This is a genomic window from Microbacterium sp. W4I20, assembly GCF_030816505.1.
Taxonomy (GTDB): domain Bacteria; phylum Actinomycetota; class Actinomycetes; order Actinomycetales; family Microbacteriaceae; genus Microbacterium.
The window spans coordinates 3,015,784-3,035,800 of the sequence record NZ_JAUSYB010000001.1; the positions used below are offsets into that span (position 1 = coordinate 3,015,784).

General features: G+C 69.4%; 18 protein-coding genes. 10 read left to right on the plus strand and 8 right to left on the minus strand.

Annotated features, from left to right (window positions below; genetic code table 11):
* Window positions 1-12 precede the first annotated feature (12 nt).
* Complete coding sequence (locus tag QFZ21_RS14690; protein ID WP_307378996.1) at window positions 13-1,080, plus strand: SIS domain-containing protein; 1,068 nt, start codon at window positions 13-15, stop codon at window positions 1,078-1,080.
* A gap of 4 nt (window positions 1,081-1,084) precedes the next feature.
* Window positions 1,085-1,759 (plus strand): HAD family phosphatase, encoded by a 675-nt coding sequence (locus QFZ21_RS14695; RefSeq protein WP_307378998.1) that lies wholly within the window; start codon window positions 1,085-1,087, stop codon window positions 1,757-1,759.
* Here the strand turns inward: QFZ21_RS14695 and QFZ21_RS14700 are convergent.
* From QFZ21_RS14700 to QFZ21_RS14715, 4 genes are read right to left on the minus strand one after another with little or no spacing between them, the layout of a single operon-like run.
* On the minus strand, window positions 1,722-3,161 hold the full coding sequence (locus QFZ21_RS14700; protein ID WP_307379000.1) for an alpha-amylase family glycosyl hydrolase: 1,440 nt from the start codon (window positions 3,159-3,161) through the stop codon (window positions 1,722-1,724). The genes QFZ21_RS14695 and QFZ21_RS14700 overlap by 38 nt on opposite strands.
* Window positions 3,158-3,811, minus strand: a complete 654-nt coding sequence (locus tag QFZ21_RS14705; RefSeq protein ID WP_307379002.1) for a hypothetical protein — start codon at window positions 3,809-3,811, stop codon at window positions 3,158-3,160. Before QFZ21_RS14705 ends, QFZ21_RS14700 begins: the two co-directional genes overlap by 4 nt.
* Window positions 3,808-4,671: a hypothetical protein gene (locus QFZ21_RS14710; protein WP_307379004.1), complete on the minus strand. Its 864-nt coding sequence runs from the start codon at window positions 4,669-4,671 to the stop codon at window positions 3,808-3,810. The genes QFZ21_RS14705 and QFZ21_RS14710 overlap by 4 nt, the downstream gene beginning before the upstream one ends.
* Entirely contained in the window at window positions 4,668-6,101 is a 1,434-nt protein-coding gene (locus tag QFZ21_RS14715; protein ID WP_307379006.1) for an FGGY family carbohydrate kinase, read from the minus strand. Before QFZ21_RS14715 ends, QFZ21_RS14710 begins: the two co-directional genes overlap by 4 nt.
* 70 nt (window positions 6,102-6,171) lie before the next feature.
* Between QFZ21_RS14715 and QFZ21_RS14720 the strand changes: the two genes are divergently transcribed.
* From QFZ21_RS14720 to QFZ21_RS14755, 8 genes are all read left to right on the plus strand, one after another.
* A complete protein-coding gene (locus tag QFZ21_RS14720; RefSeq protein ID WP_307379007.1) occupies window positions 6,172-6,936 on the plus strand; it encodes a DeoR/GlpR family DNA-binding transcription regulator in 765 nt (254 codons plus the stop codon).
* A complete protein-coding gene (otnK, locus tag QFZ21_RS14725; protein ID WP_307379009.1) occupies window positions 6,933-8,225 on the plus strand; it encodes a 3-oxo-tetronate kinase in 1,293 nt (430 codons plus the stop codon). The genes QFZ21_RS14720 and otnK overlap by 4 nt, the downstream gene beginning before the upstream one ends.
* Window positions 8,222-8,818 (plus strand): class II aldolase/adducin family protein, encoded by a 597-nt coding sequence (locus tag QFZ21_RS14730; RefSeq protein ID WP_307379010.1) that lies wholly within the window; start codon window positions 8,222-8,224, stop codon window positions 8,816-8,818. Before otnK ends, QFZ21_RS14730 begins: the two co-directional genes overlap by 4 nt.
* A gap of 59 nt (window positions 8,819-8,877) precedes the next feature.
* Window positions 8,878-9,330 (plus strand): helix-turn-helix transcriptional regulator, encoded by a 453-nt coding sequence (locus QFZ21_RS14735; protein WP_307379012.1) that lies wholly within the window; start codon window positions 8,878-8,880, stop codon window positions 9,328-9,330.
* A gap of 263 nt (window positions 9,331-9,593) precedes the next feature.
* Window positions 9,594-10,559: a carbohydrate ABC transporter permease gene (locus QFZ21_RS14740; RefSeq protein ID WP_307379013.1), complete on the plus strand. Its 966-nt coding sequence runs from the start codon at window positions 9,594-9,596 to the stop codon at window positions 10,557-10,559.
* Window positions 10,559-11,512 carry a carbohydrate ABC transporter permease gene (locus tag QFZ21_RS14745; RefSeq protein WP_307379014.1) on the plus strand — a complete coding sequence of 318 codons (954 nt, stop codon included), beginning with the start codon at window positions 10,559-10,561 and terminating at the stop codon, window positions 11,510-11,512. The genes QFZ21_RS14740 and QFZ21_RS14745 overlap by 1 nt, the downstream gene beginning before the upstream one ends.
* 180 nt (window positions 11,513-11,692) lie before the next feature.
* Window positions 11,693-13,057: an ABC transporter substrate-binding protein gene (locus QFZ21_RS14750; protein WP_307379015.1), complete on the plus strand. Its 1,365-nt coding sequence runs from the start codon at window positions 11,693-11,695 to the stop codon at window positions 13,055-13,057.
* 71 nt (window positions 13,058-13,128) lie between these two features.
* Window positions 13,129-15,639: a hypothetical protein gene (locus tag QFZ21_RS14755; protein ID WP_307379016.1), complete on the plus strand. Its 2,511-nt coding sequence runs from the start codon at window positions 13,129-13,131 to the stop codon at window positions 15,637-15,639.
* 7 nt (window positions 15,640-15,646) lie between these two features.
* Here the strand turns inward: QFZ21_RS14755 and QFZ21_RS14760 are convergent, their stop codons facing one another.
* The 4 genes from QFZ21_RS14760 to QFZ21_RS14775 are packed head-to-tail and all read right to left on the minus strand — an operon-like array spanning window position 15,647 to window position 19,894.
* Window positions 15,647-16,735, minus strand: coding sequence for an enolase C-terminal domain-like protein (locus tag QFZ21_RS14760; RefSeq protein WP_307379018.1), 1,089 nt, complete (start codon window positions 16,733-16,735; stop codon window positions 15,647-15,649).
* Between the two features lie 6 nt (window positions 16,736-16,741).
* Window positions 16,742-17,635, minus strand: a complete 894-nt coding sequence (locus tag QFZ21_RS14765; RefSeq protein ID WP_307379019.1) for a carbohydrate ABC transporter permease — start codon at window positions 17,633-17,635, stop codon at window positions 16,742-16,744.
* Complete coding sequence (locus tag QFZ21_RS14770; protein ID WP_307379021.1) at window positions 17,632-18,582, minus strand: carbohydrate ABC transporter permease; 951 nt, start codon at window positions 18,580-18,582, stop codon at window positions 17,632-17,634. Before QFZ21_RS14770 ends, QFZ21_RS14765 begins: the two co-directional genes overlap by 4 nt.
* A gap of 4 nt (window positions 18,583-18,586) precedes the next feature.
* Window positions 18,587-19,894: an ABC transporter substrate-binding protein gene (locus QFZ21_RS14775; RefSeq protein WP_307379023.1), complete on the minus strand. Its 1,308-nt coding sequence runs from the start codon at window positions 19,892-19,894 to the stop codon at window positions 18,587-18,589.
* Between the last annotated feature and the right edge of the window lie 123 nt (window positions 19,895-20,017).

Here is a 20,017-nt window from a genome sequence, read left to right on the forward strand (position 1 = left end):
GGAGACACAGACATGACAACCATGTGGGATTGCGTCCAGGACCAGCCGGCGCGAGTCGGTGCCTCTCTGGAGTTCGCGAGCGTCAGCGCCCGCCTCGCCCCGCTGCGGGAGCTGCTCGAACGGATCGATCGCCCGCAGCACGTGCTGGTCCTCGCGACCGGTTCATCCTCGAATGCGGTCTCGGCGATGAAGCTGCACGTCGAGCACGTGACGGGTCTCCCGGTCACGGTCGTCGAGCCCACGCTCTACGTCCAGTACGGCACGGTCCAGGACGACATCGGCCTGGTGATCGCCGTGTCGCAGCGCGGCACCAGCTCGTCGACGCTCGCCGGATCGCAGATCGCGAAGCAGAGCGGCCTGCCCCTCGTGGCCCTCACAGCGGTCGCGGACTCGCCTCTCGGTCGGCTTGCCGACGCGGTCGTCGATCTCGGGATCGGGGATGAAGCGGTCCTGTACTCCACGATCGGGGTGACCGCGACGATGGCCACCACGGCCCTGGTCGGCATCGAGATCGCCCGCTCCCTCGGTCGCGCGGTCGACCCGGGTCTCGACGCCGACGGCATCCGCCGTGTGGTCGCCCTCTATCCGCAGATCCTGGATCGCGCGCGAGAACTGGTAGATGACACCGTTCTCGTCGAGAGCGCCAGACGCGTCTCGGTCGTCGGCTCGGGCCCGAACGTCTGGACGGCTCTGGAAGCCGAGACGAAGATCGCCGAGACCTGCCGGATTCCCGTGCAGGGGGCGGAACTCGAAGCGTTCATGCACGGGCCGATCTTCGAACTCCAGCGCGACCATACTGTGCTCCTGATCGACGCGGAGGGATCGCCGGCATCCGCACGCACCCGGCAGTTCGCCGAATTCGCAGCCCGCCACTGCGATCACGTCGTCACCGTGTCGACGGGTGCTTCCGGCCCGGCTGTCGTGGGCCTGGACGTCGAGGTGCCGGATCTGCTCTCGCCGCTCGCGCTGGTGCTCCCGTTCCAGATGTACTCTTGGCGGGTGTCGCAGCACCGGGGGATCGACCTCACGGTGTCGGAGTTCGACGACTTCGACGATTTCATGCGCACGAAGGTGTCGTGAATCGATGGTCATCGAAGCAGTGGTGTTCGATTTCGACGGCGTGATCGTCGACAGTGAACCCATCGGCCTCGAACTCGATCGTCTCCTCCTGCAGCGGCACGGCATCTCGCTGACGCATCGGGAGGTCGCGGACCTGTTCCTCGGGCGCACCGAGCAGCACCGGCTCTCGGAGTTGACTCGTCTGCTGGGCGCGGCGCCCGAGCCGGAAGCGGATGCGGAGAGCGCAGGCCTCTACGAGCGGATGTTCGACGACGTGGAGACGATCGCAGGCGTGACGGCGGCGCTGGATGTGATCCCGCTCCGAAAGGCCATCGCGTCGAACAACGGGCGTCTCCGGATCCAGCGGTCGCTTCGCCGGCTCGGACTGGGGCACCACTTCGACGATCGCATCGCCGTGCGCGCCGATGTCGCGCGCGGTAAGCCCGCGCCCGACGTGTACCTGCGGGCGGCCGAGATCCTCGAGGTCGATCCGTCGCACTGCGTCGCCGTCGAGGATTCGCGACCGGGTATCGAGGCCGCGAGCGCCGCGGGGCTGCACGTGTTCGGCCTCGCCAACGACTACACCTCGGCGGCCGACATCCGCGCCGACGGGGCCGTCGCCTTCGAGCGGATGTCGGACCTGCCCGGATTGATCCAGGGCCTCACCGCAGCAGATCCACCGCCACCCCATCGAGCGTGATCGCGAAGCCGGGGTCGTCGAAGCGCGCTCGCAGCAATGCCTCGTGTTCGCCGGTCCGCCAGCGCAGCAGGAGCGCCGCGTCGCCCTCGGTCTCCGACGAGAACTCCCCGTCGAAGACCGGATGCTGCCGCAGCCGCGCGAGCGCGAGCTGGCCTCGTGCGGCATCCGACTCGAGTGCCGTGCGCAGCTCGTCCGCGGAGTAGCGATGGCGATTGACGTCGCGGCCCTGGCCGGTCTCGGCGAAGAGGGCGATGTCGTCCACACCGGCCAGCAGCCCGACGTAATAGAACTGCGGCTCACCGGGCAGGAAGATCTGCACGGCCCTGGCGAGCAGCATCCGCTCCGTACTCCGCCCCAGCACGCTGAAGAAGGTGGCGTTGATCTGATGCGGCAGCGTCATCCACGCCGGGATCACGGATGCCAGCGACGAGTGGCCGTCTGTCGCGTCGTGCGCGTGCCGGAAGATCTCGGCCATGTCGTCGTGCGACAGCAGACCGGGCAGGTCGCCCGACGGACCCGCGTCGATCACGCCGATGCCGTCATGGGTGTCGAGCACGGTGATGGCGTTCCGGGGACGGATCTCCAGCCACGACGCCAGCCGGTCGACCCGGCCGGTCGCGAACGCGTGCAGCAGCAGCGGTGAGAGCGCGAAGTCGTACACGAGATCGACGAGCGGAGCGATGGCCAGCTGCTGCGAATAGTGGGCATGCACCTCGACCAGTACCCGCATCCCTCTCGAGCGGATGAGCTCGGCGGCCTGCGCGACAAACTCCAGCGTCTGCGGCGTCATGAACGAATCGGACCCCGGGGTCTTCACCGCATAGCCGACCGCGTCCAGCCGCACGGTCCGCACACCGCCGGCAGCGAGGGTGTCGGTCAGGCGCTCGAGGTAGCCGAGGCCGCGCGGATGGGTGATGTCGATGTCGACCTGCGAGGGCATGAACGTCGTCCAGACCAGGCGCCGCGTGCCGTCGGCCGCGCGGTAGGGCGTGAACGGCAGGCCGGGCCGCGGGCGGTAGAAGCGGGTGATGTCCGCCTCGGACGCACCCTGCGGGAAGACGCGGTCGAAGGTGAGGAACATGCCGTCGTGCGCGGATGCCGAGCCGTGAGCGAGCCAGTCCCGGAACTCGGCGGATCCGCTCGATACGTGATTCACGATCAGGTCGGCGGTCACCTCGCGTGCGGCGCCGAGGCGGGCGACGTCGCCCCAGGAGCCGAGGCGCGGGTCGACGGCGGTGTGATCGGTGGGGTCGAAGCCGGTGTCGTCACCGTCGAACGGCGTGTAGAAGGGGAGCACGTGCACGCCCGTGAACGCCGACAGCTCGTCGGCCAGCAGCACCTCGAGCCCCGGTAGGTCGCCGGCGAGGCGATCGGCGTAGGTCAGCAGCGAGACGCCGCTCATCGGTCGTCGTCCAGCGTCGCGAGGAACGCGGCCGACCCCGACTCCGGCGAGGTCAGGACCCGCGGATCGTCGCCGGCACCTGTCGCCATCGAGGCCTGGGCGAGCACGATCACGTCGACGTCGCCGGCCCGACGGATGGCATCGGCGATCAGTTCGTCATGGCGCGCCTGGTCTCCGGCGGCGCGAGCCGCCGCGGCATCCGCCACCACCTCGGCCGTCACGTCGATCCCGCCGTGCGCCGCGGCCTCAGCCTCGACCAGGCGGCCGGTCGGACCGAGGGTCGCCGCGAGGGTGGCGAGCACCAGGATGCGGCCGGAACCCGACGATGCCCGCTCGACCGCGGCCTTCGCCATCGCGGCGTCGACGCGGACCAGCCGCACGCCCACCGCTCCGGCCGCCTCGACCGTCGCCTCCCCGATCGACGAGCAGGTCACGAGCACCGCCTCGGCGCCGGCGTCCCGCAGAGCAGCGAGGTGCACCCGCAGGTCGGCGTCGACGTCGGCGGTGATCCCCGTCTCGATGGCGCGGGACAGCAGCGTCGGATCGGCGGTGTGCACGATCTCGAGGCCGTCGCGCCGCGAGGTCAGCAGATCCTGGAAGACCGGCACGAGCGCCGGAACCGTGTGCAGGACGCCGATGCGCGCGCTCATGCGTCCTGCCAAGGGCGGGCGTTCGCGTCGACGACCTCGGCGAGAGCGGCGAGGCGGTCGACCGAACGGGCACGCAGCTCGCCACGCACGTCATCCGCACCCACGACGTCGCTCCACAGTGCGCGGCCGGCGAGGAAGCCGCTGGCCCCCTCGAGGCACGCCGCGCGCACGGCATCCGCGAATCGATCGCGTTCGACGCCCTGCGACAGCACCACCCACGGACCGGTCATGCACTCGTTCAGTGCCGCGCTCGCCGCACGCTGCTCGGCCTCGGTGCCCGCGCCGGTCATCGGCACCTGCGCCTTGTACAGGTCGGGATGCAGCGCTGCGAGCTCGCGGGCGGCCTCGCGGATCGCGGCATCCAGCTCGAAGTCGGTCTCGCCGGGGGCGGCGCGCACCACGGGCTCGAGCACCGACAGCACGCCGCGCTCGCGGGCGGCCTCGATGAAGCGCGCCGCCAGGGCCACCCGGTCTTCGCGTCGCTCGTCGCGCCGCCAGATCACCAGGAGCTTGAGGGCGTCGACCTGCTCGGGCAGGTCGGCGAGGGCGGCGAGATCGAGGTCGGTGTCCTCCACCGGGCCGCCGTCGGCTTGGTCGAGCGCATCGACGGCCAGGATGAGTCCGGTCGACTCCGGCACCGCGGCGCGGACCCGGTCGAACCCGAACTGCCGGTCGGCGAGGAAGCCGGAGGCGTGCGCGGCGAGCTCCTCGGCGACAGCGACCTTGAAGTCGATCAGCACCTCGTCGACCGGGCGACCCTGCCCCGCCGTGTCGAACATGTGCCGGAGGCTCTCGCGCTGGTCCATGGCGACCATGGCGAAGGTTCCGGACGGGCGGGCGATGGCATCGAGCGTGGTCATGATTCTCCTCGTGAAGGGATGGTTGCGGGGTCGCCGGCTGCGGACCCGACGGCTGCGAGGAACCGTCGGTAGGCGTCGTCGAGAGCGGGGTCGTCGATGGGGGTCGCTTCTGCGGTGGGCAGGACCGAGGTCTCGGCTGCGGCAACCTCGCTGCGGACCGCCGCGAGAAGGGCGGCGCCGGCGGCGACCGGTTCGTCGGCCGCGCAGACCATGGTCGGCACACCGGATGCTGCGGCGAGGGGCGCCCACACCGGCACGCGGCGCGCGATCGAGCCGAGCAGCGTCAGCGCGGTGGTCGGCGACCCGGCGAGTCGGTCCGCGGTCTCCCGCATCCACCGCGCGTGCGCGACGAGCGATTGCAGCAGGCCGCGAGCCCGCTCATCGGCATCGCCCTCACCGACGATCTGGACCGCGGCGCCGGGATGCGGCGCCGGGCACTGGCGCCCGGAGAGATACGGCAGCACCGTCATCGCCGAGGTCGTCCACGAACCGGCGGTCAGCGCGGCAAGGCGCTCCCGCATCCGATCGTCGGGGAACTGCGCCTCCCACCAGGCCAGCATCGCGCCGCCGGCCGGGCTCCCGCCGAGGATCGTCGTGGCCGATCCGTCGACCGTGCGTCCGACCGAGAAGCCTTCGGCGACGGCACGGGCGATGTCGACGGCATCCGCGATCCGCACGATCGCCTCGGAGGTGCCGAGGGAATCGGCGGTGTCGCCCGGGCGGCGTGCTCCCGCGGCCCAGGCCCCGACGGCGTGATCGTGTCCGGCGATGTGCACGGGGATGCCCATCTCGAGGCCGAACGCAGCGGCAGACGAGGCCGTCGCGCCGACCGGGTCGCCGGGGGCACGCAGCGCGGGGAATACCTGCTCGGCAAGCCCGATGCCCGTGATCAGGCCGGTGTTCCAGGCGTCGCCGCGTCCCGCGAGCATGCTGCGGGCGGCGAGCGTGTGGTCGGTGGCGCGGATGCCGGTCAGCGCGTGCGCGACGAGGTCGGCCACGCCGGCCCAGTGCCGCATCGCAGCGTGAATCTCCGGCTGCTCGACCCGGAGCGCGGCCAGCGCGACGGCGGCCGGCTTCGTCGTGGCGGGGATGCCGGTGGCCGCGGGCAGGTCGGGGTGCAGGGCGAGGAGTGCGTCGAGGTGCGTGCGATCGACGCGGCGGTCCCAGCGCAGCAGCGGTGTCAGCGCCCGGCCGTCGGAATCCAGCGCGGCTCCGCTCTCGGCCATCGAGGCGATGCCGACGGCGGCGATGGGGCCGGATGCCGCGGCGGCGCACTCGCGTGAGACGGCGGCGGCCGTGGCGATGAGGTCCGGCACGGTCGACGGCGTGGGTCGACGCGCGACGTGCACGACCGACACACCATCGGTCACGTCGACGAGGGCTGCCTTCGTCGTCGTGCTGCCGATGTCCAATCCCAGGACGAGTGTCACTCGCCAAGTTTGTGACATTTTGAACAGAAAATGCAAATGTGTCCGATAATCGACAGGACGGAAGGAAGCCATGCGCTACACGAACGCCCCGGAACGCCGCGCACATCTCGAGCGACGCATCACCACCGACGGGTACCTGTCATCGTTGGCGGCAGCGCACGAGCTCGGCGTCTCCGAGATGACGGTGCGCCGCGACCTGCGGATGCTCGAGGAGCAGGGGGCCGTCCGGCGCGTGGCCGGCGGCGCCACGGTCGTCTCCGGCGGCGTGCCGTTCGAAGGACGCGATGCCGTCGGTGCCGCGCAGAAGCGGGCGATCGCCGAACTCGCCGCCGTCGACGCGGCCACCGCCGAGATGGTCGCCCTCGACGCCGGCACGACGGTCGCCGCCCTGGTCCCGCTCCTGGGCCCGAGCACCGTGGTGACGCACTCGCTGCCGGTGATCGAGGCGCTGACGCGGGCGGGGTCTCCGCGCCTCGTCGCCGCGGGTGGGCACTACCAGCCCGACACCCGCAGCTTCGCGGGTCCCCTCACCGAGGAGACCCTGCGCGGGGTGCGCTGCGACGTCGCGTACCTGTCGGCGACCACCGTCGGTGCGGACGGGCTCTGGGGCACCAACGCCCTCGATGCCGCGATCAAACGCGTGCTCGCGCAGCAGTCGGCCCGGGTCGTGCTCCTCGCCGATGCCGGCAAGCTGTCCGGCGGGCACCCCGGCAGTGCCGCGGTGCGCATCGCCGGCCTCGACATCATCGACGTGCTCATCACCGACGGTCGCGCCGACGCCGAGGCGCTCGGCCCCTTCGAGGCCGCCGGCATCGAGGTCAGGATCGCCGGATGACGCTCGAGCTCGGTGTGATCGCCGACGACATCACCGGCGCGTGCGATGTCGCCGCGGGCGTGAGCGCAGCGGGTCTGGACGCGGAGGTGCGGATCGGCGTGCCGTCCGCCGGCTCGCGAACGGATGCCGCGTGCGTGATCGTGGCGCTGAAATCGCGCACCGCGCCGGTCGACCAAGCGGTACGCGAGAGCGTCGCCGCCGCCCGTGTGCTCCGCGACGGGGGCGCCCGCCTGATCTATCAGAAGTACTGCTCGACCTTCGATTCGACGGATGCCGGCAACATCGGTCCCGTCGCCGACGCGCTGCTCGCCGAGCTGTCGGCGGATGCCGTCTCGGTCGGCACCCCGGCCACCCCGGCCGCCGGTCGCACGATGCACCGGGGCCACCTGTTCGTCGGGGACCGGCTGCTGTCGGAATCGTCGCTCGCGCAGCATCCGCTCACCCCGATGACCGACCCTGACCTCGTGCGCGTGCTCGGGCGGCAGACGCCGCATCGCGTCGGCTCGGTGCCGATCGACACCGTGCACGATGGTGCGGGCGCGATCGGCGCGCGGATCGACGAGCTGCGCGCGGACGGTGTGCGGCATGTGCTGCTCGATGCCGTGGACGACAGCGACCTGGATGCCGCGGCCGAGGCGCTCGCCGCATCCGACGCCGTGCTGCTCGGGGGTGCGGCGGGTCTGGCCGTGGCGTTCGCCCGGAGGCTCGGCGGGGGCAGCCCGCTCGCTGTCCCGGGGCCGCCGGAGGGCCGGACGCTCATCGTCTCCGGCAGCGCCTCCGAGCGCACGCGCAGCCAGGTCGCCGCACACACGGGGCCGCTGTTCGCCCTCGACGTCGAGGCGCTCGCCGCCGGTACCGACGCGGTGGTCGAGCAGGCGCTGGAGTTCGTGCGCGCAGCATCCGGCGTTCCGCTCGTCTCGGCCACCGTCGATCCGGCCGAGGTGCGGCGGGTTCAGGAGCGCTGGGGCGTCGAGCGCTCGGCGGCCCTGGTCGAAGACGCGCTGTCGCGGATCGCCGCGCTCGCCGTGGAACGTCTCGGGGTCCGGCGCATCCTGGTGGCCGGAGGTGAGACCTCGGGAGCCGTCGCCGCGGCTCTGGGGGTGTCCACACTGCGCGTGCGCCGCGTCGTCGCGCCGGGCGTGGCCTGGACCACGGCGACGGATGCCGCCGGCCGCGAACTGGACCTGTGCTTCAAGTCGGGCAACTTCGGCGGCGAACGCCTGTTCGTCGATGCCTGGACTGAGGATGCCCGGACAGAGGATGCCTGGCCAGAGGAGGAGATGTCGTGACTGCCGAAGACCTCGTGGCCGCCTGCCGGGCCGTCGCCGCCGCCGGGCTCTCGCCGGGCAGCTCGGGCAATGCGAGTGTGCGCGTCGGCGACCGCATCCTCATCACGCCGACCGGATCGTCGCTGCGACGAGTGACGCCCGAGCAGATCTCCGTGCTCGCGGCCGACGGCACCCACCTCGAGGGGCCCGCGCCGACGAAGGAGTGGGCGATGCACCTCGCGGCCTACCGCGCGCGTCCCGACGCTCAGGCCGTCATCCACCTGCACTCCCGCGCCGCGACCGCGGTGTCGTGCCTCGCTTCATCCGGTGACGATCCGCTCCCCGCCTACACGCCGTACCGGGTGCGGATGCTGGGGCGCGTCGAGCTCGTGAACTACGCCGCGCCGGGGTCCGACGCCCTCGCCGCCGGGGTCGAGGCTGCGGCATCCCGCAACCACTGCCTGCTGCTCGCGAACCACGGCAGTGTCGTGTGCGCCCCGGATCTCACCCGCGCGATCGACCTGTGCGAGGAGCTCGAGGCCGCGGCAGAACTCACGCTCGCCCTGCACGGCCGCGAAGCCCGCACTCTCGATCCCGCGACCGCCTGGGGGTAGGTGTATCAGAAGTGATACAGTCCCCTGGCCGCGCTGCTGATCTGAACGAAGGAGCGATCGTGCCCTTGCGATTCCGGAACATCGACGCGACCCCTGACGACCCCGTTCGAGAGTGGGGTTTCGAGGGGATGCTGGCCGCGATCGATCGCGGATACGCCACCGACTGGCGCAAGCTCATCGCAGCCGTGCTGTCCGAGCCCGAGCTGCGCCCGGTGTTCGAAGAGGCCCGGGAGGCCGCGGAATCCCGGTCCACCGTCGCTCTGTTGGATGCCGTGCTCGAACGAGCGGAGCGGAGCCCGTCGGAACAGGCGCTGGCTCGGTTGCGCAGCGCGTATCGCGGAACCCGCATGACCCAGGCCGAGCTCGCCCGCCGGCTCGGCACGTCTCGCACGCGGCTGAACTCGTACCTGACCGGCAAGGTCACACCGGCCATGGACGTGCTCGTCGCGGTCGAGCAGATCGCCGAGCGGCACCGAGCGCCTGCGCGCGCACACAACCTCGTTCTCGACTGACACGGGCGCTCCCACACCCCCCAGGAGCACATCCCCGACCCTGCGCGCAAGGTGGGTGGACAACTTCTCCCGCCGTCCTAGCATCTCCGCGGGATCACGTTCCGTCGGTTGCGGGAAGGGGAACGCGACCCGTATAGTCACAGCCATGTGGTAACGATGCCACAGGTCGACGGGAGAAGCGACATGAGACACACGGACCGCTGGGCCCCCTCCGGAATCGAGGGGGAGAGATGAGCCTCGGTTCGGATTCGGAGACTCGCACCATGAGTCTCGCGAAAGACGAAGGCGCTCGTCCGAAGCGACGTCGCAGGGAGCGCGCGCCGAAGGTCAAGCAGCACTACAACAAGCGCGAGGCGATCGCCGGCTACCTCTTCATCTCGCCCTGGATCATCGGGTTCCTGATCTTCACCGCCGGCGCGATGGTCTACAGCCTGTACATCTCGTTCAGCAACTACAACCTCGCGACCAACACCGCCCGTCCGGTCGGCATCGACAACTACGCCCGCCTCTTCGAGGACCCGCGCGTCGGCGTCTCGCTCGCGAACACGCTCTTCTACGTCGTGATGGCCGTCCCGCTCGAGATCGCCTTCGCGCTTCTCCTCGCGATGCTGCTCAACCGTGTCGGCCGCGGCGCCGGCTTCTTCCGCGTGCTCTACTACCTGCCCAAGATGACGCCGGCGGTGGCGACCGCGGCGATCTTCTTCCTGCTGCTCAACGGCAACTCGGGCGCGATCAACGCGTTCCTCCGGGTCTTCGGCATCCAGGGTCCGCAGTGGCTCGTCGATCCGGACTGGGTCAAGCCCAGCATCGTGATCATGACGCTGTGGGGGGTCGCCGGCACCATGGTGATCTTCCTCGCAGCGCTGAAGAACGTGCCGGTCGAGCTGTACGAGGTGGCCTCGCTCGACGGGGCCGGGCCCATCCGCAAGTTCTTCTCGATCACGCTCCCGATGATCTCGGGCGCGATGTTCTTCAACGTCATCGTGCTGTCGATCGCGGCCTTCCAGATCTTCGACCAGGCGTACCTGCTGTTCTGGCGAGATCAGAGCAACTCTTCGCCGGAGGCGTCGCTCTTCTACGCCATCTACCTGTTCCAGCAGGCCTTCCGTCAGTTCAACTTCGGCTTCGCCGCGGCCATGGCCTGGCTGCTCTTCGTGATCATCATGCTCATCACGGTGATCCAGGTGAAGTTCGGCAACCGATTCGTCTACTACGAGGGAGACCGTTGATGTCGTCTTCACTGCGGCAAGTGCCTCCCGCTGCGATCCCGGGGAACGAGTCCGAGACGGTCGCCGTCACCGTGCCCAAGCGCTCGCGCTGGCGACGGGCCGTGGCGCGGCCGAAGACCCTCGTCGGCAAGATCGTCCTCGCGATCATCCTGATCGGCTTCGGACTGCTGTTCCTCTACCCGTTCGTCTGGCTGGTGGCCGCGAGCCTCAAGCCGCGCGGCGAGGTCTTCGACAACCTGCTGATCCCGAAGACCTTCATGCCGGAGAACTACGTCGAGGTGTGGAACCAGCTGCCACTGCTGAGCTGGGTGTGGAACAGCGTCGCGATCGCGCTGCTCGCCGCCGGGACCGTGGCGATCACCAGCTCGATCGTCGCGTTCGGCTTCGCGTACTTCAAGTTCCCCGGCCGCGGGCTGCTCTTCGGCCTGGTGCTCGGCACGATGATGCTGCCCGGCGCGGTCACCATGATCCCGATCTACCTGATCTGGAAGGAGACCGGGATGCTGGGCACGTGGGTGCCGCTGTGGGGCATGAACCTCTTCGGGTCGGCGTTCTACATCTTCCTGCAGCGGCAGTTCTTCCTCGGGCTGCCGAAAGAGCTGTTCGAGGCCGCCCGACTCGACGGGGCCAGCTACTGGGGACTCTTCTGGCGCATCGCCATGCCGCTCTCCATCCCGTCGTTCATCATCGTCTTCCTGTTCGAGTTCCAGGCGAGTTGGAACAACCTGCAGTCCGCGCTGATCTACCTCAACGCCGGGTCGGTCGAGGACTTCACCGCCCCGCTCGGCATCGCCTACGCGATGACGAAGTACAGCCCGACCGCGGGAGGCCAGGGCGACTATCAGTACGTCATGGTGGCGTCGCTGATCGTGACGATCCCGATGCTGATCATGTTCGCCTTCGGTCAGCGCTACTTCATCGAGGGTGTCGCCACGCAGGGTCGGAAGGGATGACCTCGTGAGCCCATCGGTATGGCATCGATTCCACAGTCCAAAGGTCACAAACCAATAAACACGCGGCAGCACCATTGCCCCGACGGGTTCGTTCCGTTACTTTCATGTGGGAAGGTTCCCACATTCGGAACACCCGACCCGGCGGAGGCGATGGCGCCGCCCCAATCGAAAGGGAAAGAGATGCGCAAGCGCATTCTGGGATTCGCCGCGATGGCCGCGGCATCCGCACTCGTGCTCGCCGGCTGCAGCGGCGGGGGAGCCGGTGAGGGCGACAGCGACACCGACTTCGACGCGAAGGCCACCGGCACGCTGAACGCCTGGGGCTTCGAGAACGCCGACGATGTCGGAACCTCGCGGATGGACTACGCCGCCGAGCAGCTGAGCGACGTCGACGTCAAGCTCGACGCGACCGCCTTCGACGCGCAGAAGTTCACCACGCGCATCGCCAGCGGCGACGTGCCCGACGTGGTGCAGATGGACCGCCGCTACGTCACCACCTACGCGGCGCAGGGACTCATCCAGCCGCTCGACGAGTGCTTCGCCGCGCAGGACGTGACGCCCGACGAGCACTGGTACCCCTCGGTCGTCGACGACGTGACCTACGAAGACGGCGTCTGGGCGGTGCCGCAGTTCTACCAGCCGCCGGCGATCCTCGTGAACAAGACCGTGCTGGCCGAGGCCGGAGTCACGCCCGACCAGATCGACACGTCGAAGCCCGACGTGCTGCTCGAGGCCATCGGCAAGATGTACAAGGAATCCGGCGGGGTTCCGAGCCGGCTCGGACTCGACCCGGTCGCCACCGGCCAGGGCCCGCTGTGGATCCTGGGCATGGGCGGTCAGCTCATCGACGACAAGGGTGCTCCGACCCTCGACGACCCGAAAAACATCCCCGGCATCGAGCTGCTGAAGCAGATCACCGATGCGCAGGGCGGATTCGCCGGGGTGAAGAGCTTCACCGACTCGTTCGACACCTTCGGCGACAACAACCAGTACGTCGCCGGTCAGGTCGGCGCACAGGTCAACGCGCAGTGGTACCCGAACGTCCTCGGACCGTACGCCGACCAGATCGACATCGAGGCGGTGCCCTTCCGCGACTCGAACGGCGACCCGTTCTCCGTCGCATCCGGCACGGCGTTCGTCGTGCCGGTGGGCGCGAAGAACCCGGCGGCCGCGTGCGCCTGGATGGTCAACCTCACGTCGGACGACGCGTGGATGGCTGCGGGTGAAGCCCGCGCCGCGACGCTCACCGAGAACGGTGGTCTGAACACCGGTCTCTTCACCGGCTCGCCGGCAGCCGACCAGGCGATCCGCGACCAGTTCGTGGTCGAGACCGGCAACGCCGGCTTCGACCAGGTCATCTCGACGTTCTACGACGTCGTCGATTACGGCCAGTCGTTCGGCTCCTCGCCGGCCGGCCAGGAGATCCAGAACGAACTGAACAACGCGATCACCGCGGCTCTGCTCGGCGACAAGGACCCCGAACAGGCCCTCGCCGACGCGCAGGACGCCGCGATGCGCGCCTACGAGAACGCCACCGCGGGCTGAGCAGCCTGCACCAGGGCGGGTCGACCTCGGTCGGCCCGCCCTTCCCATGCCACGACCAGTACGGAAGCCTCATGCCGATCCGACAGATCCTCCTCCTCGGCCATACCCACCACGATGTCGGCTACACCAACAGCCCGCGGCTCATCGACCGCCAGCACGCCCAGATCGTCGATCGCGTGCTCGAACTCGCCGCAGAGAACCCCGGCGAGGTGCCCGGGGGAGCCGACCGCTTCCGCTGGACCTTCGAGGTCGCGCGCCCGGTGCTGAACTTCCTGCGGACCGCCACGGCCGCTCAGCAGGAGCAGCTCGCCGCTCTCGCCCGTGACGGCGTTGTCTCGGTGACCGGCGGCTACCTCAACATGACGCAGCTGCCGAGCTCGTTCGAGTTCGATGCCGCGTACGAGCAGCTCGCACGGATCCGTGCGCTCGGGATCGAGGTGCGCACCCAGCAGCACGGAGACGTGAACGGCCTGTCCTGGGGCGCCGTCGATCAGATGACGGATGCCGGCATCGACCGGCTCGTGATGGCGCTCAACCCCGATCATGGCCGTGCGCCGTTCGCCCAGCCCAGCGGATTCTGGTGGGAGGGGCCGTCCGGCCGACGAGTGTTCGTCTGGCTCTCGACCCATTACGGCTTCGGCGAGGAGTGGGGGATCGTCGACGGAGACGTCGACAAGGCCGAGCAGCACATCGAGGCCTTCATCCAGGAGCTCGAGGGCCGGGCGGACTACCCGTGGAGCACCGCGGTCGTGCACGCCGGCAACGACAACCGCTGGCCCACGGCGCTCTTCCTCGAGGTCGTGCGCGCCTGGAACGCCCGGCATCCGGACCTGCCGATGCGCACCACGACGATCGACGAGGCGCTCGACGAGCTCACCGCCGAAGCCGCGGATGCCGACCTGCCGACGGTCCGCGGCGAGTGGGCGGACTGGTGGTCGCACGGCCACGGCTCGACGGCCCGCGAGGTCGCGGTGTACCGGGAGGCCCGTACGTTCGCGCGCGCCGCACAGTCGTCACTCGCGCTCGCGCGTCTCGCGGGTGACGGCGGAGCCGCAGGGTTCGACGTGCTCGGCTACCGACGAGGGCCGGTACGGCACCGCTCCGACGACGAGGTGGCGCAGCTGCTCGACCACGTCGACGAGCAGCTCCTGCTCTACGGCGAGCACACCTGGGGCAGCTGGGAGACGTACTCGAAGGCGCACTCCACGTTCAGCCACTCGCACCACAACGCCAAGTCGGGCTTCGCCTACGACGCCTTCGACCATGCGCGAGACCTCGCGATCGAGGGGTGGTTCCGCTCCGTCGGGGCCGCAGGGGAGTCGGATGCCGGCGGGTCGTCTGTCAGCGGGGCGGATGCCGGCGGGGCGGATGCCGGCGGGGAGGATGCCGTCGTCGTGCTGAATCCGACCGAGTCCCGCCGCCGCGAGGTCGTCGACGTGGAGGTGCTCGGGTCTCGACGCGTGCGCGTGCTCGCCGACGTCGAGCCCTTCGGGGTCGCCGTGCTGCCGACGCCGGCACCGGCCGTCGAAGAGATCGCGAGCGGGGCGATCACGGTCGGCCGCTACCGGGTGCTCGTCGATCCGGGGCGCGGAGGAATCGTGTCGCTGGTCGACACGATCGACGGGCGTGAGCTGGTCGACACCGGCGCCGAAGCTCCGCTGGGCGCGCTCGTGGACGAGCTCGTCGTCGAGGGCTCGACCCACCCGATGATCACCGAGTCTCCGAAAAACTTCCACCCGGAGCATCCGGGGCCGGACTTCCGCCACGAGGTCGCCACCGGCGGCGGACCCGTGCGCGTCCGTCGTTCGGGCGCGATCACCGAGGTGAGCTGGGAGACCGCGACCGCGGGCATCCCGCAGGTGGTGACGACGCTCGTGCTCGCGGAGGACTCCGCCGAGATCGGACTCGACGTCTGGCTCAGCAAGCCCGAGCGCTTCGCGCCCGAGAGCGTCTTCGTCGCCTTCCCGTTCGCGGTCCGCGACCCGCGCTTCCTGCTCGAGACCGCGGGTGCCGTGTTCGAGGCCGGCCGCGAGCAGCTGCCCGACACGAGCAAGGACTGGCACTCGATCCAGCACGCGGTCGGCGTCGCGGGTACCGAGGGTGGGATGCTCTGGGGCTCGCTCGATGCGCCGCTCGTGCAGGTGGGCGGCATCCACACCGGGAAGTGGGCGCGAGAGCTGGAGGTCTCATCCGGTCAGGTGAACAGCTGGCTGATGAACAATCTGCACTTCACGAACTTCCAGGCGCGGCAGGAGATCACCCGCCGGTTCCGCTACCGCTTCCGCCCGGTCTCCGAGGTGGACGCCGTCGATGTGCGCCGGTTCGGACGCGACCTGCTCGAACCGCTGCAGGCGCGGCACCTGCCGGTGGCACCGTCGGCGCCGCCCGCCTCCCCGATCGCCGTGGCTCCGGCCGACTCGCTGCTGGTCGAGCTCCGACCGGTCGGCACCGACGTACGGGTGCGTGTGCGCAACATCTCCGATGAGGCCGTGGTCGCACAGGTCAGCGTCGCCGGTGAGGCACCTCCTCGTCGGGTGGAGGTGGCAGCAAGGGGCGTGGCCGACCTGATGATCACCCGCTGAGGCGCGCTCACACGCTGATCAGACTGCCCAGACCTCGCGGTGCTCCGGTCTCGGCCCACACGGCTTCGTACCCCATGCCCGGTCCCTGCGGGGCCCGGACGAGGCCATCCGCACCGACCTCCGCGGGGCGAACCACCGGGTTCGAATCGATCAGCGCCTCGTAGTAGGTCGTGTTGGGGATGGCCATGCACAGGTGCGTGTTCGCCAGGCCGCCTCCGTGCACCTCGGCGCGCATCAGGAACGAGTCGGCGAGGTGGGCGATGCGCAGCGATCCGGTGATACCGGCCCGCAGCCCTGTTCCCGTGCGCACCGCGGTCGCGCAGCCCGACGCGATGAAGTCGGCGGTGTTCATGTGCGCACCGTCACTCGTCTCCGCGACCAGCAGGGGGATGCTGACGCGCTCGGCGAGGCGCTGGTACGCGGTCAGGCTGAACTCGCGCATCGGCTCCTCGTACCAGAGGTACCCGGCGTCGGCGAGGACGTGGCCGAGCCGGGTCGCATCCAGCAGATCGAAGCCCGCGGACCCGTCGTACATCAGCGGGACGTCGTCGCCGACGTGCTTCCGGAGGCGCACGATCAATTCGGCATCCCGGCCCACATCCCCCCAGGCGTGCAGCTTGATCGCCGGGAATCCGAGCTCCAGGCAGCGATCAGCCACCGCGAGGTACTCATCGACCGTGGCGAAGGTGACCGTCGAGGCGTAGGCGGGGATGGCGTCGCGGTACGAGCCGATGAGCTCGTGCACGGGCAGGCCGGCGATCTTCCCGCTGAGGTCCCACAGCGCGTCGTCGATGACTCCCTGCACGTAGACGGGGAACTCCTCGATCCGATCGAGTTCCCACATCCGGTGCCACAGCCACTCCCGGCGCAGCGGATCCTGCCCGACCAGTTCCGCACGGATGCGGCGGTCCACCAGATCCCGCAGGATCTCGCCCCTCCGGCAGTAGGCGTAGCCGCGATGGCCGGCATCCGATTCGAGCACCAGCCAGCCGCCCACGTGGGGGCCGTCGGAGCCGGGCAGCCCGGCCCTCCAGCGGAACGCCGGCGTCTGCGCTTCCTGTTCGACGGTCACGACGTCGACTCGAACGATGGTCACGATGTCCTACTCCTTCACGGATCCGGCGAGGATGCCCTGCACGAGGTAGCGCTGGCAGAACACGAAGATGATGGCGATGGGGACGACGACGATGAGCCCGGCCATCGCGACCTCCGGGCGGTGGATCGCCAGGTCGCTGCCTCCGGATGCCGGGTTGAGCGCAGGCGTCCCCGAGATGAGCGCCCCGAGGCCGACGGGGAGGTTGAATGCGTCCTGCCGGCTGAGCATCACGTACGGCAGGAAGTAGTTGTTCCAGTTCGCGACGAAGCTGAAGAACGCGAGCAGGCCGACCAGCGGCGTCGCCAGCGGGAGGGCGATGCGTCGGAAGAGACCCCACTCGCTGCATCCGTCCAACCTGGCCGCCTCCAGCAGTCCCTTGGGCAGGCTGGTGGAGAAGTAGATGAAGGCCAGGTAGACGCCGAACGGGTAGAAGCTGGCGGGGAGGATCACCGACCATGCGGTGTTCGTCATGCGCACCGCGTTGAACTCGAGGAACAGCGGCAGCACCAGGGCGGTGGGCGGGATCATCATCGTCACGAGCGTGAGGATGAGGAGGGGCTTGCGGAACGGGATGCGACTGATCGCCAGCGCGTACCCCGCCATCAGGCAGGTCGCGAGCGTGATCACCAGCGATGCCGCGGAGTACCAGGCGGAGTTCAGCATCCACTGGAAGATGATGCCGTTGCTGTAGCCGACGAGGTTCTGCCAGGACGTCGCGAACCCTTCCCAGGATCCGAAGCCGAGCGGTGCGTCTCCGACGATCTGGGCATCCGTCTTCGACGGCGCCAGCACCAGCCAGACGAGCGGGATGAGGCAGTACACGCCGAACGCGAGCAAGAGCAGGACCCGGATGCTGCGCGCGACGACAGCGGCGGGGGCGTTGTGACGACGGGCGCTCACTCGTCCACCTCCGTGGCGAAGAAGTCGGTCCGGAAGACCATGAACAGGCCCGCGGCCACGCAGACGACGAGCAGCACGATCGAGACCGCGGCCGCGGAGCCGAAGTCGGCGTTCTGGAAGGCCAGCGAGTACCCGAACTGGTTCAGAGACCACCAGGGGCTGCCGGCCGAGCGGGTGATCGCGTAGATCAGCTGCGGTTCGACGAACAGCTGCACGCCGTTCGCGAGCGACAGCACCACCATGTAGACCACGTACTTCGAGACGAGCGGCAGCTTCACCTGCAGTGCGGTGCGGATCGGACCGCTGCCGTCGATCTGCGCGGCCTCGAGGATCTCGTCGGGGATGTTCTGCATCGCCCCGTACATGATGATGATCCACTGCCCCACGCCGGTGGTGAAGGCGATCAGGGCGAAGATGATCGTGAGGTTCTGATTCTGGAAGACGCTGGTGCCGGACTCGAAGCCCATCGCCCGCAGTGCCGGACCGAACGGGCTGAACGAGGGCTCGAGCATGCAGTACCAGAGCATGACGGCGGCCGATCCCGTCACCGCCCCGGGAAGGAAGTACGCGAGGCGCATGAGCCCGGAGAACCGGCCGCGCCGCTGGTGCAGCAGGAGGGCGAGGAGCATGACGCCGCCGACCATGATCGGCAGCCAGATCGCGAGGTAGATGCCGACGTTCGCGACGGCCGGCCAGAACCGGAAGTCGGCCAGCATCTTGACGTAGCTCGATCCGAAGGGCGTCTGGCCCTTCACGCCCACCAGCGAGATGACGACCGAGTAGACGGTCGGCCCCAGCCCGAACAGCAGCAGGAGCACCACGTAGGGGAGCATGAAGAGCGAACCGGTCAGGTCGTACTTCGCCCGCCGCCGGCGCGGCGGGCCCGGCGACCTCCGGGACCGGACTGGGGCGGCGGTCGCCGCCCCCGTGTGGGTTGTGGACGTCACGAGGTCATTTCTCCACGATGTATCCGACGGACTGCGCCAGCTGTGTCAGCTGGGTCTGCAGGGCCGGAAGGGCCGAGGCGATCGTGTTCCCGCTGCGCACCGCGTTGACCACGGTCGCCGTGAACGCCTCTTCGACGTTGTAGGCGGTGTTCGACTCGGCCGGGTTGATGAGCTCCGCCTGTGCGGCGAGCGCCGGCGTCGGGTCTTCCGCGTAGAACGGATCCGTCGCCTTCGCCTCGCTCCACTTCTCGGCCGCAGGGCCGTACGCCGGGTAGGTGGCGGCCGCTCCCTGGTAGTCGAGGTCGGTCGTCATCCACTCGATCACGTCGGCCGCGGCCTGCTTGTCGTCGCTGTGCTTCGAGACGACGAAGATCCCGCCGCCGGTCGCGCCCGACCACGCCTTGTCCTCGCCCTCCCACTGCGGGTAGGCAGCAGCGGCGAGTCGGCCTTCGGGAAGGGCATACGACGCCTCGGGCTTGAACACGAAGTCGCCGTACCAGCTCGCGCCGGGCATCATCAGGATCTTCCCCTGCTTGCCGAGCTCGGAGACCTCGGCGTCGAACGGGCCTGCCTTCGCCACGACGCCCGACGCGATCAGCGGGTCGAGCAGGTCGGCGACCCGCGTGCACCGCTCGTCCTCGGTGTTGATCTGCACCGTCTGCTTCTCGGTCACCGTCTGGATCGGGCATCCGCTCGACCAGAAGAAGTCGTAGTAGACGAACGAGAAGCCGGCGGTGCCGATGATGTATCCGGGGTGCTCCGCAGCGACGCGCTCGCCGAGTTCCGCGTATTCGTCCCACGTGGTGGGGACCTCGTAGCCGAACTCGTCCATCAGGGTCTTGTCGTACCAGAGCACCGACTGGGCCAGGTCGTTCTTGAGGCAGTAGAGCTCGCCGTCGATCGTGCAGCCGTTGTTGGCCTCGCCGAAGCCGTCCTGCACGTCCTCGGGGATCAGCTCGCCGAGCGGTGCGGCGAAGTCGAACGTCGGGTTGGCCAGCGAGGCGATCTCGTTGGGCACGGCGTCGAAGATCACGTCGGGCCAGCCTTCGCCGGTCTGGTTGAAGAGCTGGATCTTGCTCAGCAGCGTGGCCGCGTCGTAGGTCTCGATCTTCAGCTTCACGTCGGGGTGCTGCTTCTGATACTCCTCGAACCCGGGCTGGCGGGTCGAGTCCGTCCAGATCAGCAGTTCGCCGTCGCCCTTCTCGGTGCCTTCGGGGGTGCTGCCGCATGAGCTGAGTGCGAGCGCGGCGACAGCGGCCGAGGCAGCGGCGAGCAAGAAGCGGGAGCGCTTCGGCATGGTGTGAACACGCATGATTTCTCCTTGGAGCGACGACTTTGTCGAGGATGCACGACACGAAGTTTCGTGTACGATCACCCCATATTCGGCTCAGCTCTTCCGAACGGTCAAGGTCGACCGCACATGAAACACGACATT